The organism is Hyphomonas sp. CY54-11-8 (genome assembly GCF_000682735.1).
In the GTDB taxonomy this organism is placed as follows: Bacteria; Pseudomonadota; Alphaproteobacteria; order Caulobacterales; family Hyphomonadaceae; genus Hyphomonas.
The window spans coordinates 1-16,430 of record NZ_AWFD01000019.1 but is presented as its reverse complement, the minus strand read 5'-3'; the positions used below and the strand labels follow the sequence as shown (position 1 = coordinate 16,430).

Sequence of the window (16,430 nt, the reverse complement as noted above, 5' to 3'; positions counted from 1 at the left end):
GAACAAGGGAGCAGCCCCCAGCCGCAACATAAACCGCAACGCAACATGTTCGGTCCATTTCCCGGCGGCACCCGGACCGTGGGCTGGTCCCGTCAGGCGAACATAAAGACTGCGTCCAGGCGTATTCTCGATGTCGCCGACGATCCAGTAGCGGCCCTGCTTGCGGCCGTTGGAGAGGTAGTGGCGACAAACGGCCTCCGCCTCGCGGCCGAGCCGTCCTGCAATTTCGGATGCAGCGCTGCTCATTTGCGCCTCCATGCTGAGAGCAAAAAAGAAGGAGCCCGCCACAGTGGGCGGGCTCCAGGAGCGGCTGCGGGAGCCGTTGGGGGGCTTGGCTCCCGGTCACTCGGCCGCAGTGGCGAAGGCGTTGCCGGTGACAGGTTCATCATCGGTGATGACGGCGGAATCGCCCATGGCCGGTTCGCCGCCGTTCTCCGCCGATTGCACTTTGCTCTCGGCGAGAGCCGGCATGCGCAGGACTTCGGGCAGCCAATCGGTACCTTCGAGAAGCTCTTCGGCGGCCGCGACCATGTCCGGTTTCTTGAGACCAGCGATGCGGTCGGCCGCCCCGTCGCCCTTCGCTTCGCGCACGGCCTCCAAAATGCGGGCCTTGGTGACGTGAGCGAGATAGCTCTCGCCCGTCGGCGCCCAGCCCGCCGCCGCCATGTCGAGCCCGAGCGTCGCCGCTAGCACATCGGCATGGGCGAGCGCCCGCGGCCGGCGGTTGTACGGTTCCTGGACGGCGTTGACGGTCATGGCGACGCAATGCGCGAACAGCGCCTCGCGGCTATCGTTGTCGAACCCGACCAGCGCCTCCCACAGATCCTCAGGCGCTTTCGGCAGCGCCCCTAGCCAACTCGTCGTGCGATCGTCGATGCTGAGCGCGTAAGCCGTGTCGCCAAGGCCCGGCGCCTGGCCGCCGAAACCGGCGCTGTGCGGGGTGATCTCGATGCAGCTATCCAGCGGATAGTGATAGAAGAGCCGGAGCGTCATCGCGTGCAGGGAGGCGAGGAACGCCGTCTGCGGATCGTTGGCGAGCGCGTCGCGAAGGGCGAGCGTGCGATGCGCCGTCAATTCCATGACGAGGCGGTCGGAGAGCGGCTTCAGGCCATCGTCTTCCTCTTCCGCCTCGTCGCTGGCATCGGGGGGCGTAGCGTCGTCGACGTCCTCCTCGGCAGACGCGTCGATCCCATCGACCTCGTCCTGTCCGTCGGATTCGACGGAAGGTTCATCCTTGGGACGGACATAGCCGCGTTCGACACGCAGACGGCCGTCATGGCCGATGCTGACGAAGACGCCGGCCCCGGCGATTTCGTCCGGCTCGAAGCGGACGGGCCGCTCCTGCAAGGCTTCCATCGCCGTTTCGATCTCGCCGAGCCGACTGTCGATATCTTCCGGGAACTCCTCGGCGTACTCCTCCTCAAGCTGATCGTATTCAGCCTTCAGCGCGTGGAAGCTGGCGATCTCGTCCTCACTCATCGGCTCGGTCTCGCCGATGATCCGGCGCAGACCGTAGGTATGACCATAGGGAAAGTCCGTGCCGATCTCGATCCATTTCCAGCCCTCGGCGCGGATCGCTTCCGCATCGGTTTCGAGCTTTTCATCGACGAGTTTCGCAAGCAGACCAGCGTCCTGCAGCCATCCACCATCGTCGGACTGGAACAGATCGCGCAGGATAGCGCCGCCGGCCGCCTCATAGGCGCCGAGCCCGACGAACTGCGCCCGCCGGTCGGAGGCGCGCACGGCGCCTTCGGTCAGCATGCGGCGGATTTCATAGGGCTGTTTCGCGTAAGTCCGTTTGATCGATTCCCAGACCTGTTCCTGGCGCTCATGGTCGGGATTGACCGTGAAGGCCATGAGCTGGTCGAGGGTCAGTTCCTCCTCGGCATAGGCGTCGAGAAGCGACGGCGCGATGGCGGCGAGCTTAAGCCGCTGCTTGACAACATTCGCCGAGACAAAGAAGGCCGCCGCGATTTCTCCCTCGCTCTTGCCTTTCTCGCGCATCGCCTGGAAGGCGCGGAACTGGTCGAGCGGATGAAGCGGGGCACGCTGAACATTCTCGGCGAGACTGTCTTCTTCTGCCAGGCCGTCCGTGCGCACGATGCAGGGCACGGGCGCTGTGTGGTTCAGCCGCTTCTGCTTGACCAGAAGTTCGAGCGCCCTGTAGCGGCGTCCGCCTGCCGGGATCTCGAACATGCCGGTTTCAGCGCCGTCCTCGTCCAGCACCGGCCGGACGGTGATCGAGGACAGGAGCGTGCGCCGGGCGATGTCCTCGGCGAGCTCCTCGATCGAGACGCCGGCCTTGATGCGCCGAACATTGGACTGGCTCAGCACCAGCTTGTTGAAGGGGATGTCGCGCGAGGCGCTGAGGGTGATTTTCTGAGACTTGGTCATGTCAGTTCTCCGCGACGGGCTGGCCGAAAGCCTCTCTCTCGACCTCCAAACCCGTCACGAAAAACCCGGCCCGCCTCTTCCTCTTGAGAAAGCGACGGACCGGAAAGGCAGAACGCTGGTTGCAGCTACGCCGCGCGCTCCAGAAGCTTCTTCGCCTTGCCCTCCATGTCGAGCCGGGCGTCCTGCTGCGGCTTCGACCGGGCGACGGCGGTGATGCCCTGCACGAAGTCGAACACGGACTCGGGCGGCCGGCCTTCCTCGGCGAGGACTGTCTCGACGATCCTGGCCGTCTCCGCCTTGGAGAAGCCCCTCTTGCGGAGGAAGTCGGTGCGGTCGTCGTCGCTGCGCGCGACGATGCGCTCGCGCGCCGCACGGATGCCTTCGACGAAGGGCCGCGGCGAGGAGTCGGCGAAGCGGGTCAGAGCTGGCGCCGCCTCGTGCGCGAAGCGGTTGGCGGCGTATTTGGAATGCCGGATGCTGATTTCCTGGAAGTCCTCGACCCCCCAGAGATTGCGGTTCTGGCAGACGGCCCGCAGATAGAAGCTGGCGATGCCGAGCGTCTTCGCGCCGACCTCCGAGTTCCAGCAATAGAACCCTCGGAAATAGAGATCGGGAGATCCATCGGGCAGCTTGCCCGCCTCGATCGGGTTCATGTCGTCGACCAGGAAGAGGAAGACGTCTCGGTCGGAGGCGTATAGCGTGGTCGTGTCCTTGGTGATGTCGACCATCGGATTGTAGACGCCGCTCGACCAATCGAGCGTGCCGGGCACTTTCCAGCGCGTATCGCCAGTTCCGTTCCCCGCTATCTTCTGCACGGCCGCTACGAGTTCGTGGTCGTAGATCCGGCCATAATCCGGGCCGGTGACGGCGCGTAGTTCCGTGCGCCCGTCTTCGGTTTCCAGCGTCTTGATCTGCTCGGCTCGGTGCGAGGTGAGCCCGTATTGCAGGTTGATGCCCGCAAGCTGCGCCGGGAGCTGGCGCAGATAGGCCGCCGGCGCGCTGACCAAGCTGGCGAGCTGGCCAAAGCTCCAATGGGTCGGCGCGACCGGCGCGTCGGCTTCGGGCAGGATGAGCGCCAGGTTTTCCGGATCGTCGCGATGGGCTTCGACGCGGATCGCCGCGCTCTCGACCGTCCGCGTGCGGCTGCGCTCGGCGCGGCCCTTCACCGAGGCGTAAAGCTCCGACAGGGACAGGTAGCGCTCGTCATCCGGCCGGGAAAACCATTCCGAGGAGACACGGCCGATCCGCTCTCCGCGCGAGATATCAACTTTGTAGCCGCCGCTCGCGTCGTGTCGGCCGTCCGGGGTTTTAAGGTTCGTCATGGGTCAATCTCCGTGGGCGGGCCGGCCGAGAGCCTCTCTCTCGACCTCCAAACCCGTCACGGCGAAAGCCGCCGAACTCTCACTCTCTGGGGCGCCCACGGCGTCTCCCCGCAGAAGGGGTAGGCGGAGACCTGGGCTCGGACGCAGGGGAAGGCTTTCCCCAGTCAGACTCCCAAGCAGCGATCAACGAGATGCCAATTAGCGGAACATTGACTGCCAATCAGCCGAAGCGGTGCATCCGCTCCGCCGACAGGCCGACCCGGAGGGCGGCGGCCTTTCTCCTGGCGGCCTGGGCCAAAGGTCGATGGTTCACTGGAAGGCTGCCCTGACTTGCATCGCTTTGATGATACAAGACCTCACACTATGGGCTCTGAAGTGTGAGGATACATATCAGTCGCCCAAGCGCTGTCCGAAATTTGCATACAGATTTCGGACGTCGCACTTGCGGATTGTCCGAAATATCACTACATATTTCGGACATGACAGACACTGCACTAGATTTGAAAACCGCGATCCTGACGCGCATCGAAAAGGGTGCGACCAGAGGGGTTTGGACGCCGCGAGACTTCCTCGATCTTGGCGCGCGCGACGCCGTGGACAAGACACTGCAGCGGCTGACACGCGCTGGAAGTTTGCGGCGGGTGGATCGGGGGCTTTACGACAAGCCGTCATTCAACAGTCTGACACAGAAAAGCAATCCTCCCGACCCAAGACAGGTTATCGAGGCCATCGCTCGGCGGGACCAGATCCGCGTACTTGTGGATGGCATGACTGCCGCCAATGATCTCGGACTTACGAATGCGGTTCCTGCAAAAATCGTCGTGCACGCGGATGCGCGGCTCAAGTCGGTCTCGCTTGGCCAACTCGGAATCACGTTCAAGCCAACCGCTGCGAGCAAGTTGTACTGGGCCGGGCGGCCGGCCATGCGCATCGTCCAGGCATTGCATTGGCTACGTGACACCATGGGCCAGGTCGATGACGACGCAATTCTTAAGCGTCGTCTGACCGCAATTCTTCATGATCCGAAAGATGGGCCAGCGCTCCGGGCGGACCTGTTGTCGGGCCTGTCGACGCTGCCGAGCTGGATGCAGAGCCTGTTGCGGCCGATGTTGAAAGAACAGGCCGGCACATGATGAACCCCGCATTCGACCAGGTCATTGCAGCAGACGACGAGACAAGGTTGGGTCTTTATACGACGACGGCCCAGCGCCTCGGCACGACGCCCCAGAATGTCGAAAAAGACTTTTGGGTCTGTTGGACCCTTGATGCGCTCTTCAATGGATTGGCAGACAGGCCACGCTTGCTGTTCAAGGGCGGCACATCGCTCTCCAAAGGGTTCGGCGTGATCAAGCGCTTCTCGGAAGATATCGATGTCACTGTCTTCCGTGACGATCTGGGAGAAGCAGCCTCCATCACGGAACTAGAAGCTCTCAGCGGTAAGAAACGCGGCAAAGCTCTGGATGCGATCAAAGCGGCGTGCGAGGCTTACATCAATGGCTCGTGCCTAGCGGGGCTGTCCGCGATTACAGGCGAAACGGCCAAACGTAATGGGTTGAGCGCGGAACAGCTCCACATTGAGCCTGACCCCGAAGACAGTCAGGCGCTCTATGTGCGTTATCCGACGGCAACACCCGAAGATACCTATGTCGGCAAGGCTGTAAAGATCGAGTCCGGAGCGAAGTCGGCTCTCGATCCCAATTCGGATCGCGTCATCCGGCCGTATCTGGAAAGCGATATCCCAGATATCGACTTGGGTGTCGATAACGTCACAACGGTCGATCCGGAACGGACCTTTTGGGACAAGGTCGTGATCCTGCATGGGCTGCGGCGTTGGTTCGACAATCGCGGAGAACTCAAAGGAAATGGCCAGCGGGTCTCGCGCCACTACTACGATCTACACCAACTGTTGGCTTCAGATACCGGACAAAGGGCGTTGAAAGATCGCGAACTGGGCGCCGACTGCGTGGCCCATGCCCGCATGTTCTTCAATCGCCCGGCCTTCGATCTCGCGACGGCAACGCCCCCCACATTCTCTCTTCGCCCCGAGGGCAAGATGCTCGACGACCTTAGCCGCGACTATCGCGCCATGTCGGGCATGATCTTCGGAGAAGCTCCGGCCTTTGAAGAGATTATCGACGATATCATTGAACTTGAGACGGCTCTGAATGCTCCGACGGAAGGGGCTGAAGGAAGCGATGGCCAGGAGCATGGCTAAAAAGACAAAAGGCCCGAAGCCGCGCCGAAATCCAAAGCCATCGTCCAAACCGGCCAAGGCTGCATCCAGGGCTGGATCCAATGCAGGCCGGGGTTTTCGTTACCAGGATGCCGTGTCCGCTTGGTTAGCGGTAGAAATATGGGCTGGTCAGCGAGCGCCCGCCATCGTGATCCCGGAAGGTGGCGACGATATTGAGCTGCGTGGCGAAGCAACGAGCTTTGTCCAGGTCAAGAGCCGGCGGGAACACCTTGGGGACTATACGGAAGGCGAGACGGTTGGACACATTGAAGACCTGTGGAATCGGTCGCTTGGCTCCGCACCGCAGCCGCAGCAACTTGAGCTCGTTCTTGAGCGGGAGGTAGCGGGCCTCCATCCCCTCGACGACCACCCCGCAGTCCGCCCAATCGAAGGTCCGATCAGAACAAGGCTTTCAAAGTTCAGTGGGGCCACTGATCTTCTCCCACGAACATCAATCGTCGTGGCGACCTCACCGCAGGAATGGGCGATCAGCCTGATCGTTGATCGGTTGAACTGCGCCCCAATCGCAGCCCAGATGTGCTTTGCCGATATGCTGGTCCGCGTGGGTGCCCTGGCAGACGCCAATGGCCAGTTGGCGTCGGAGAACTATCGGGGCGTTTCAATCTCCGACACCGAAACGTCAATTCGCGATGTCTTGGCCGCTATCGACATTGACGCGATCGAACGCGCCCTCAGGGATGGCGTCTGCGAACCGGTAGATTTCCTTACGCCTCTCAACGATCCGAACTTCTATCTCGGAGTCGATGTAGAACCCGGTCACATCGCGGCAGGTTTGGTGGCCGAACGTCCCCGAAGCAGATCGGCGTTGGTGGACGGTATTGAACAACGCCGGGCCGCATTGATCGTCGGACCGTCAGGGGCCGGAAAATCCGCTTTGATGTGGGAGGCCGCCAACGCGTTGCGCCATACGGTGCGGTGGTTTCGTATCCGTCGTCTGAGTGCGGAGGATATTCCATCTCTGCGCCAGTTGGTCCGTACGTTTCGTGCTTCAGTAGACAGCCCCTTGGGCTTCGTCATGGATGATGTCGGCCGGAATGGGCCGGAAAGCTGGGGCGCCTTGCTCAAAGAGGCGATGTCTGTGCCCGGCGTCGTCCTGCTCGGTTCGGTCCGGGAAGAAGATGTTACGCTGATTGCAGAGCGCGCGCGGGCAGCCGAAATACGCGCCGATCCCGATGACGAACTCGCAGAACGACTCTGGCGAGAACTGCGCGAAGCCGAAAAGACGAACTGGGCGGGTTGGTACGAGCCGTGGAAGATGAGCGATGGCCTTCTTCTCGAATATGTCCATATCCTGACGCGCGGACAGAGGATGCACGAACTCCTCGCCGACCAGGTTGCGGCCAGAGTTTCAGATCCGAAGCGTTCCCTTGAACTGGATATTCTGCGATCCGGCGCCTGGGCAGGCACAGCGAATGTTGAAGTCGATGCATCGCGATTGGCGCGCGCGCTCTCAGTCAGTGAGGCCGATCTGTCACGCGCCTTACAGCGCCTCATCCAGGAACATCTGGTTCGTTCACCTGCTCCGGGCGCGGTCACCGGCCTACACCAGCTTCGATCCGAAGAATTGCTGCAGCTCACGCACCAGACAACATTGCCGACCCTCGAAACGAGTTTCGAACGGACGATCGCGAGTGTGCCCGCCGCCGATCTCGAGCCGTTGGTCGCGGACACGCTATCTGCGCGGCGCTTGCCTGTTCCAACGGTGCTCAATGGCCTGATTGCCCGCTTGAAGGACGAACAGGATGCGCGGGCACTGGCCTCAGCGCTCCGGGGTTTAGGTTCGGGCCGTGTTTCCTTGGGCGTCGACGAATGGCTGGAAACGCCTGAAGCGCGTGCGCTGCCGCGAACGCAAGTCGGAAGCGCCGCAATGTTCGGGATTGCGGGTATTGATCTGAGTGGTCTCAGCATCATCCCGGAGGTCCAGGCCGCAGCGGATCGACTTTCGCAGATCAAAGGTTCGCCGGAAGACGACCCTCGCCGCCTGTTGATGGAGCGTATGTCACCCTCTGTCTTGTCTTTCCTGATCGAGACAGCGGATTTGGCGAGCTTAGATGAGATTCTCGCAGCGTTGGTCGGAATGCCATTGCCAGCCGCGGTGCGGGCGAGTCTCATGCAGGCTCCAGAAGGCCTCTTGAATGCCAATCTCGATCTCTTGGGGTCTCTGATGGGCACCTTGTGCGCCCTGGATCGTGAGATCGCCAGTGATTGGGTCGCCGAGGTCGGGCAAGAGGCGCTGTTCGCACGGGTTCAGGCAGAGACAGCTTGGGCCGGGCCTGTAACAATTGAAGATGCCGATGATGGAATGATCGTCCGTTGCGATCTTTGGTACGTTGCCGGCTCTGTCCAGAAAAATCCGCACGACGCTGTTGTGAGTTTGTGCGAACGGATATTGGCACTGTGTCCGTCGGCTGACATAGCGGCGTCCAACGCTATTACCGCAAGTGGCGAATTGGCAGGCCTTGCCCAGTTGCCGCTCGGGACAAAGCGGATTGCCCGAGAAAATCTTCCTCCACCGTCGGTTCCTCAATGGAATCGGCGTTGGCGGGATCTGATCGCCCGCCGCGTCGCCGCTCCGAGCTATAGCGACTATCTTGCCAGAGGCGTGGCAATTCTCGATGCCCTTGTGCCGACCTTGGAGAAGGTCTTCGACGCACATTTTCGAGGAAAGGATGCACTCGGCAACCTCGCCGACAAGCTGAATTCACTCAATGCGGATACTGAAGCACTGACGCCTCCCGCTGTTTCATCATTGGAAGCGTCAGGCGCGGGGCGCGGAGAGGCTAACACCGCCGTCACCAAGTTCCAGAACCTCCTGCACAGCGCAAGCGTCAATCTCGTCAAGAGGTTCGCAATACTGCCCGACCAAGCTGGTGCATACATTGCCTGGTTGAGCGATCTCATCGCCGATGTCGACACTGCAATTGCCGAAGAGCCTTGGCATCTCGTCGCCGACGGTCCTCCACCGATGCTTACCCGACTTAAGACGCTATTGGAGACGTTGCGAGTTCTGGCCGGAGAAGCCCATGAAAGGAAGCAAGCGCCAGCGGTAACTTGGGCGGCGCGCGGCAAAGGCGCGCGAGTAGGCAACTCCGTTCGACTCGTATCCCTCTCTGCCAAAGCTGCCGGGGAAACACGGCTAGCTCAGCGAAAGGCAGAAATTGAACGCTTGGCAGAGGAAGCCGGGATCGCCGCACAGTTCCATCTCCGCGTTAACGCCAAGGGTATTCTACCGTGGCCACCAGCAGACGTTCTCGCACTGTTGCTCGCGTCCGACATAGCAGATGCGGTGGTCGCACTCGCTGAACAAGCCGAACTCGTGCGGTCATTGGTGGACCCGTCGATCCACCTGACGATTATGCCTTACATTGAGGATGTCGCGTTCCCGGCGCTCGCAAAGTCTGGTTACCAGACCCTCCTTCCCGACGTGGAAGGAGTTGCCTTCTGGGCCGAACAACTCGGATTGCCACAAGCCCCATCTGCTATGGGAAGCATGTTTGGGGAGGTGCTGAGCCTTGCCAGCGAACTTGGAGCAATGGATCAAAAACGGCTCGGCAATGAGACTCGTCCCGAAGAAGAGATTGCTGCCCGTCGGAGTTTGGAGGCTGCCTTTGAAAGAAAGTACGAGGAACTGACCCGACGGCTCAATGCTTTTGACCAAGCCCTGCAATCGGATGTGTCCGAATTGATCGAGCATCTGCGAACTGGGGACGTTGATTTCGCCGCAGAAGCGCAGGCTGCGATTGGCGGAACCTCCAACGAGATTGTAGAGACGACGGGTTACTTGTCGCTGCTTTTGATAGAGCAAGAGCAGAAATATGATAACAAATAATATGGCCTGCGAGTCTTTGTGGGAGGGGCGGCGCGTTGATACTTACTGACAATGAGACCAAGGTAGATCTACTAAACAACGAAGCGATCGCGAAGACGATTATTGATCTTCTGCGTGAACGCCCCGAGCATGCCGTGACAATCGGTGTACACGGCGACTGGGGCGCCGGGAAGTCCAGCATCCTCGAGATGATCGAGGATGGTCTCTCCGACAATTCGGATGTGCTCTGCATAAAGTTCAATGGTTGGCGATTTCAGGGTTTCGAGGACGCCAAGATCGCGTTGATCGAAGGAATTGTCACGGAACTCGTCGAGCGACGTCCGCTCGCCACAAAAGCGGGTGAAACCGTCAAAGATATATTCCGACGTATCGATTGGCTGAAGGTCGCAAGACATGGTGGGGGACTTGCGTTCACGGCCCTTTCTGGAATTCCCACTCCCGATCAAGTCAATGCCGTAGTCGGCACGGTAAAGGGAATGTTCGCGGATCCGTCTAAGCTGGCGACCAAAGAAAACTACGACGCGGCGATAGATGGTGTACAGGGATTACTGAAACCGAGCGAATCCAAGAACGTGCCCGAAGAAATTGGAGCGTTCCGCAAGGCCTTCGACGAATTGCTCAAGCTCGCTGGAGTACAACAGCTGATAGTCCTCATCGACGATCTGGATAGGTGTCTTCCGGACGTCGCGATTGAGACCCTCGAAGCAGTCCGCTTGTTCGTCTTCACGGAAAGAACCGCTTTCGTCGTTGCGGCCGATGAGGCGATGATCGAATATTCCGTACGCAAGCATTTTCCCGAGTTGCCTGACACGACAGGGCCACGTGACTATGCCCGAAATTACTTGGAAAAGCTCATCCAAGTTCCCTTCCGCATTCCGGCGCTCGGCGAGACAGAGACGCGCATCTACGTTACGCTGCTGCTTGTCGGTGCCGAACTGGGCGATGAAGACGTTGCGTATACCGAGTTGATTAAAGTTGCGCGTGAACTGTTGAAACGACCTTGGCAAACCGGCGGCTTGGATGCCGCGACGGTTAAGGCCGCACTTGGCGATAAGACGTCCAAAGTCCAGAACTCCCTGACGCTCAGCGACCAGATCGGTCCCATACTCGCGAGCGGAACACAGGGAAATCCAAGGCAGATCAAGAGATTCCTGAACACGATGCTTCTCCGCCATCAGACGGCAAAGGCCCGAGGTTTTGGCGATGAAGTAAAACTCCCGGTTCTCGCGAAACTCATGCTGGCCGAACGCTTCCTATCCCGACTATTCGATCAGATCGCGAGCACAGCCGCTAGGGACGAAGATGGGCACTGCCGGGACTTGGCAGCACTGGAAGCTGCCGCAAACGAGCGGAAGAAGAAGACAAGGTCTCGGCGAACTGGACCAAGAGTGACCGATTTGAGCGAGGTTGCGGCTTCAAAAAAGTCGGACGACGAGCCAGACAGTGCGATGTTGGCGGAGTGGAAAGGCTCAGACGCGATACGATCTTGGGCGCGATTGTCGCCCGGTCTCGGAGGTGTCGATTTACGTCCATACCTGTTCGTTACGAAAGATAGGAAGGACTATTTCGGCGCGGCATCCGTGCTCGGCCGATTGACGGCAGTTGTGGAGAAGCTGCTGGGTTCCAAATTGGCCGTCCAAGCCTTCGAGAGCGAATTGAGGCAACTCGCGCCCGCAGAGGCAGGTCAGGTGTTCGAGGAGTTAAGAAGTCGTATCGTGGGCGGTGACGCCTTTGAGAAGACGCCGCCCGGGGTCGACGGCGTCGCGGTTTTGGTCCGCGCACACCCAACGCTGCAGGCTAACCTTCTCGACCTCTTAGAAGCATTGCCTGGTGATCGTTGCGGGGCGTGGGTTGTGTCGGGCTGGGAGGGCGTAATTAAGGACTCGGGTGCCATTGAACGCCTCGAGAAGCTTCTCGGGAAATGGTCGGAGTCCAATTCGCCGGTCCTGAAAGCGTCTGCTGCCGCCGCGCTCCGGACGCGGAAAGGGGGACGTTAGTGGGGACTTCAAACGCTTACGGAGGAGCGGGCGGAGGAACTCCGTTGATCCCTAGCTGGCTTGACGGCGAAGGTTCGAACGGTGGCGATAGTTCGACGCCGGCCGACGGACAGCCGGATCCTGGCAAAGATGATGGTGCAGCTCCGGCGGTTCCACCTGCGCCACAAGGCAGGCCAGCCATTCCACCCCCCGGCGCACATGATCGTTTCACCTCCGCTCGCGGCAACTTCACACGGTTTGCGGGATCAGGGGGGAGCGACCGCAGAAGCCTGGGGCGTGCGGTGTCTCAGTATGTCTCGAAGTCTTCAGGCGGGTCGCACCAGGCTGCGCGCCGAATGGGGGCTTCGCGGGGGGCCGCCGCCGGACTGGTTGGCTTTCTCAACAACGCCAGCACCAACGGTGTTCGGGAAGCCCTACGCTCCCTCAACTTAGAAAGCTTGGCAGGGAGACCCATCGAGGAGGTCTTTGCGGGCCTAGCTGATTACATATGTCCTGATGGCGGCTCGATTGATGAGGGTATCGCGCGAGACGCCTTTGTTGAGACGATCGCCGACTTGGCGGAAGCGGGTATCACAGATATCGACGGCCTGACGCCGGACCAGATCCAGACCGTTTTCGAACTTTATGCGACACATGCGATCGAGGCGCGAATCTGCAACGACATTGGCACAAAGCTGATCACGATGCCGTCGGATCCCCGCACTGCTGCGCGAGTCGAAGGGCAACTGCGAGACTTTATTCAACGGGGAGTGAGCGACGCGCTCAACTCGGCGAATGTGAATATACAATCGCTGGCACCGGAGGCGGTGATGGGGTTCGTGACCGATGTTTATCAATCGGCATTCGAGATCCTGCAGACGATGGGTGAAGGGGAGGCCGCGAAATGAGACGCCATCTGCTCATTGGCCGCTTCGGTCCGTCCGACAAAAAGCGCATTCCAAAAGCCACCGATGAATTGGCATCGGAACTCGATCTGCTTGTAGGCGATCGGCTTGCACACGGGATTGGACACGCCCTCGACGATCTGAACGCCCTGAACTTGGCGCCCACTGAGATCGGAGTGGACTTGCTGGTGGTGGCCGCGCATGTGCACGCTGCAGATACCCGCCTCTCGCGAGCCTCTGAATCACAGGACGCCTGGACCCGGGAGATCCGGTTGGTAGTCCCGGTTAGCGATCCACAGCGTTGGTCAACGGTTTCGTCTGTGCTGTCCCGCGCTCTTAATTTCCTCACAGGCGATAGGTGGACGGTTGGATTTCGGAAGCGCCCGAAGGATTTTTCTACACTTGTTTCCCCGCGCCCACACCCTCTCCTCCCTGTGCAGTTTGATAACGTCAGCTTGTTCTCTGGGGGATTGGACAGTCTGATCGGTGCGATTGATAGTCTCCATGCCGGCAAGACACCAATATTGGTCAGCCACGCGGGCGAAGGGTTGGTGAGCAAATCTCAGGAGCAGTGTTACGACGCCCTTAAAGCGGCATACGACACCTCTGGATTCGACCGCCTCAGGGTCTGGATGGCCTTTGAACACGGCTTGATCGATGGCGTCGAGTCCGAGGATACGACTAGAGGCCGATCATTTCTGTTCTTCTCACTTGGTGTGGCGACCGGAACAGCGCTGGACATGGAATTCGCGCTGAATGTGCCTGAAAATGGCTTCATCGCGCTCAATGTACCGCTCGATCCTTTGAGACTCGGCGCACTCAGCACAAGGACGACCCATCCATTCTATATGGCGAGGTGGAACGAATTGCTCCGGGGGCTTGGGGTCAACGGGAGGGTGGAAAATCCATACTGGGACAAGACAAAGGGTGAGATGGTTGAAGAGTGTGCCGACAGTAATCTCTTGAAAGACACGGTTCCTCATTCGCTCTCCTGCTCGTCACCATCCAAAGGTCGTTGGACAAAGAAGCCGCAAGGACATTGTGGATATTGTTTGCCTTGCCTCATTCGCAGGGCCGCACTTTTGGGCGATGATCCAACGATCTACGGCGTACCGAACCTAAGATCCGGTACTCTCGATACAACGCAGGCCGAAGGGCAACAGGTTCGGTCGTTTCAGGTTGCGATCAATCGGGTCGCGAAGAGATCAGATCTTGCAAAGATTCTGATCCACAAACCCGGATCACTCGCTGACTTTCCCGACCGCTGGGACGCATATGCTGACGTCTATAAGCGTGGCCTGGAGGAAGTCGGGAAGTTGCTCGTCGGAGTGAAGACAGCTCCGCTATGACAGACGCCTCACGCCCACGTTCGGTCGATTTCCACTGTCATCTCGATCTCTATCCAGATCATGAGAAGGCTGTCGCCCAGCGCGAAAGGGAATGCATTTTCACGCTCGCGGTGACTACGACGCCGAGGGCGTGGCCCCGAAATCACGAGTTGGCTAAAGACACGCGGCATGTTCGCGCTGCACTGGGTCTGCATCCACAACTCATTGCTGATCATGCTCACGAGCTCTCGCTATGGAAAGAGTTGTTGCCGCGCACACGCTATGTTGGCGAGGTCGGACTAGATGCAGGCCCCAGGTTTTACAAATCCTTGGACAAGCAGAAATCAGTCTTCGAAGAAATACTCAAGGCTTGCGCCACCGAGCGCGACAAGATCCTTTCAATCCACAGCGTAAGGGCAACCAAGGCAGTTCTCGATATGATCGAGTCTAATCTGCCTCCAAAGCACGGTCGTGTCGTATTGCACTGGTTTACGGGCACACCAAGCGAAGCACGCCGTGCAATCGATATGGGCTGCTACTTCTCAATCAATGCATCGATGCTGACATCCGAGAAGCGGGTTCAGCTTGTTCGCTCTCTTCCTGCGGATCGTGTTCTTACCGAGACCGACGGCCCCTTCACTGAACAAGTCGACCGACCAGAGAGGCCGTCTAACGTAGATGCCGTCTTGGCCGGTTTGGCTAAGATTTATGGGAAGAGCTCCTCAGAAGTAATGCATGGTATCGAGAATAATCTGAAAGCGCTCCTTTCTGACGACTAATTACTCAGATTGCGAACTATGTGGTCTAGCGATCAGCCTCGTTTCCGGCGAGCGCGTCCGTCAAGAACTGGTCGAGCGCCGATTTCCGGGATTGTCTGTCAAAGGCATATGCGTTCCTCGTGAATTCGATGCCATTTAAGAGCCCTTGGATGTAGCCGGCAACGGTATCGGCGGCCATAACAAGCGTCGTGTCCAGCGTATGGACGTACTTGCTCGTGACTGATCCTTTGGCGTGACCAATTAGTGCGGCGATCGAGATCTCAGTGAAGCCCAGGTCGTTCGCAATGCTCGCGAAACTGTGCCGCAGGACATGAGGCGTCACGTCCCAAAGCGCCGTGTCCTTGAACATCTTCTTCCAACTCTGTGGGAAGTTTCCGACGGCGTTGTCCAAGCCCTTGCCGGGGAAGACATACGTGCCTGCCCGTCGCTTTCGTTCGTCTTCGAGATACTCGACAACAGGCAATCCGACAGGACGAACGGAAGAGCCCTCTTTGCTATCCATCAGCCGCAGGCAGCTACCCTCGAGATCGACCTCGCTCCATTTGAGATTTATGATTTCTCCGCGACGGCAGCCAGTCAGCGCGATCAGCTTGAGGATGTCGGCGTGTATCCGGTAGTGGTCGCTCTCCTGCGCTTCGCGAAGAATGCCGCCTAAAACCCGGTACTCTGCCTCGCTGAGCCGGCGGTCGCGCACCTGATATTTCGGTTTGCGGAGACCATGCGTCGGGTTGTGCTCAATCACGCCAGCCTCGACGGCATAAGAGAAAATGCCACCGAGCAGGCCCATGGTCCGGATCGCGGTGCCACGGCCGCCGCGAACGATGGCCTTGCCACGGAGCTTTTCGGTTTTCATGGTCACGCGCGTCTTACCGGCAATGATGTCTTTCATCAGGTTGTTCATGTCCGGCTTTGTGATGTCCCGCACACGTCGTGTCCCAAGAAGAGGAATGATGTGCCTGCGGATGCGGCCGACATCGGTGGCAATGGTGGTCTCCTTCTTCGGCCGGCCGCCTTTCCCTAAGATGAGGCCAGCTTCCATGTCGGCGATATACTGCTCACAGAGCTGCTTGATGGTAAGCGCCTTCCGGTCTTCTTCCCGTTCTTCGGCGGGGTCGTCACCATGAGCGACCCGGCCAAGTTGCGCTTTCGCTTCACGACGCGCGGTCTCCGGAGTCCATACGCCATGCAGACCTATCGTATAGCGACGCGAACGTCCTCTTGATCGATACTGAATCACATAGCTTCTCTTCCCGGATGCGAAGACGCGTAGACCAAACCCAGGGAGTTCATCATCCCAAATGACGTAATCTTTGGTGCCTGTTTCAGCCGTATCGACGACCCGCTTGGTGATCTTCGCCATGGTTCCAGTCCCTGCCGGACCCGACTTCGCGTAAGCACCACGTAAGCACTTGGCGGCAAATTCGGGCGTATTCTCGGATAGGGATTTCGGAGAGTGGATTCTGAAAATCAATGTTTTTCAGGTAGTTATCGTGCTCTGGCGTGCCCTATCGCGCATTTCGGATAGGGCAATGAACCAGCTCCGAAGGCAGAGGTCAGAGGTTCAAATCCTCTTGGGTGCGCCATTTGCTTTCTGTCCGACCCGGAGACATAGGTAACACTTTGTACCGGAGAGATAGGTTACA

At 59.3% G+C, this 16,430-nt stretch carries 11 protein-coding genes; 7 read left to right on the top strand and 4 right to left on the bottom strand.

All coding sequences use genetic code 11. From position 1 onward, the window contains the following. The 3 genes from HY17_RS11160 to HY17_RS11150 form a co-directional block, all read right to left on the bottom strand. Positions 1-246 (bottom strand): hypothetical protein (locus tag HY17_RS11160; RefSeq protein ID WP_034766598.1); only part of this gene is annotated, 246 nt, incomplete at its 3' end. A 96-nt stretch (positions 247-342) separates the two neighbouring features. Next, a complete protein-coding gene (locus HY17_RS11155; RefSeq protein ID WP_034766597.1) occupies positions 343-2,394 on the bottom strand; it encodes a ParB/RepB/Spo0J family partition protein in 2,052 nt (683 codons plus the stop codon). Positions 2,395-2,519: 125 nt separating this feature from the next. Beyond that, positions 2,520-3,716 (bottom strand): hypothetical protein, encoded by a 1,197-nt coding sequence (locus tag HY17_RS11150; RefSeq protein ID WP_034766596.1) that lies wholly within the window; start codon positions 3,714-3,716, stop codon positions 2,520-2,522. Between the two features lie 479 nt (positions 3,717-4,195). On the opposite strand from HY17_RS11150, the gene HY17_RS11145 reads away from it, so the two are divergent. Genes HY17_RS11145 through qatD form a run of 7 tightly spaced genes read left to right on the top strand, consistent with a single transcriptional unit; the run spans position 4,196 to position 14,787 of the window. Continuing rightward, entirely contained in the window at positions 4,196-4,849 is a 654-nt protein-coding gene (locus HY17_RS11145) for a DUF6088 family protein (protein ID WP_034766593.1), read from the top strand. Continuing rightward, positions 4,849-5,931, top strand: coding sequence for a nucleotidyl transferase AbiEii/AbiGii toxin family protein (locus HY17_RS11140; RefSeq protein ID WP_034766601.1), 1,083 nt, complete (start codon positions 4,849-4,851; stop codon positions 5,929-5,931). Before HY17_RS11145 ends, HY17_RS11140 begins: the two co-directional genes overlap by 1 nt. Continuing rightward, positions 5,924-9,799 carry a hypothetical protein gene (locus HY17_RS11135; protein ID WP_197020273.1) on the top strand — a complete coding sequence of 1,292 codons (3,876 nt, stop codon included), beginning with the start codon at positions 5,924-5,926 and terminating at the stop codon, positions 9,797-9,799. Before HY17_RS11140 ends, HY17_RS11135 begins: the two co-directional genes overlap by 8 nt. Before the next feature lie 35 nt (positions 9,800-9,834). Next, positions 9,835-11,796: a Qat anti-phage system ATPase QatA gene (gene qatA / locus HY17_RS11130; protein WP_034766592.1), complete on the top strand. Its 1,962-nt coding sequence runs from the start codon at positions 9,835-9,837 to the stop codon at positions 11,794-11,796. After that, positions 11,796-12,683 (top strand): Qat anti-phage system associated protein QatB, encoded by an 888-nt coding sequence (qatB, locus tag HY17_RS20655; RefSeq protein ID WP_034766591.1) that lies wholly within the window; start codon positions 11,796-11,798, stop codon positions 12,681-12,683. Before qatA ends, qatB begins: the two co-directional genes overlap by 1 nt. Next, entirely contained in the window at positions 12,680-14,029 is a 1,350-nt protein-coding gene (qatC, locus tag HY17_RS11120; protein WP_034766590.1) for a Qat anti-phage system QueC-like protein QatC, read from the top strand. Before qatB ends, qatC begins: the two co-directional genes overlap by 4 nt. Continuing rightward, positions 14,026-14,787 (top strand): Qat anti-phage system TatD family nuclease QatD, encoded by a 762-nt coding sequence (gene qatD / locus HY17_RS11115; protein WP_034766589.1) that lies wholly within the window; start codon positions 14,026-14,028, stop codon positions 14,785-14,787. The genes qatC and qatD overlap by 4 nt, the downstream gene beginning before the upstream one ends. A 25-nt stretch (positions 14,788-14,812) precedes the next feature. Here qatD and HY17_RS11110 read toward each other — a convergent pair whose 3' ends face one another. Then, positions 14,813-16,147: a site-specific integrase gene (locus HY17_RS11110; protein WP_034766588.1), complete on the bottom strand. Its 1,335-nt coding sequence runs from the start codon at positions 16,145-16,147 to the stop codon at positions 14,813-14,815. Positions 16,148-16,430 lie beyond the last annotated feature (283 nt).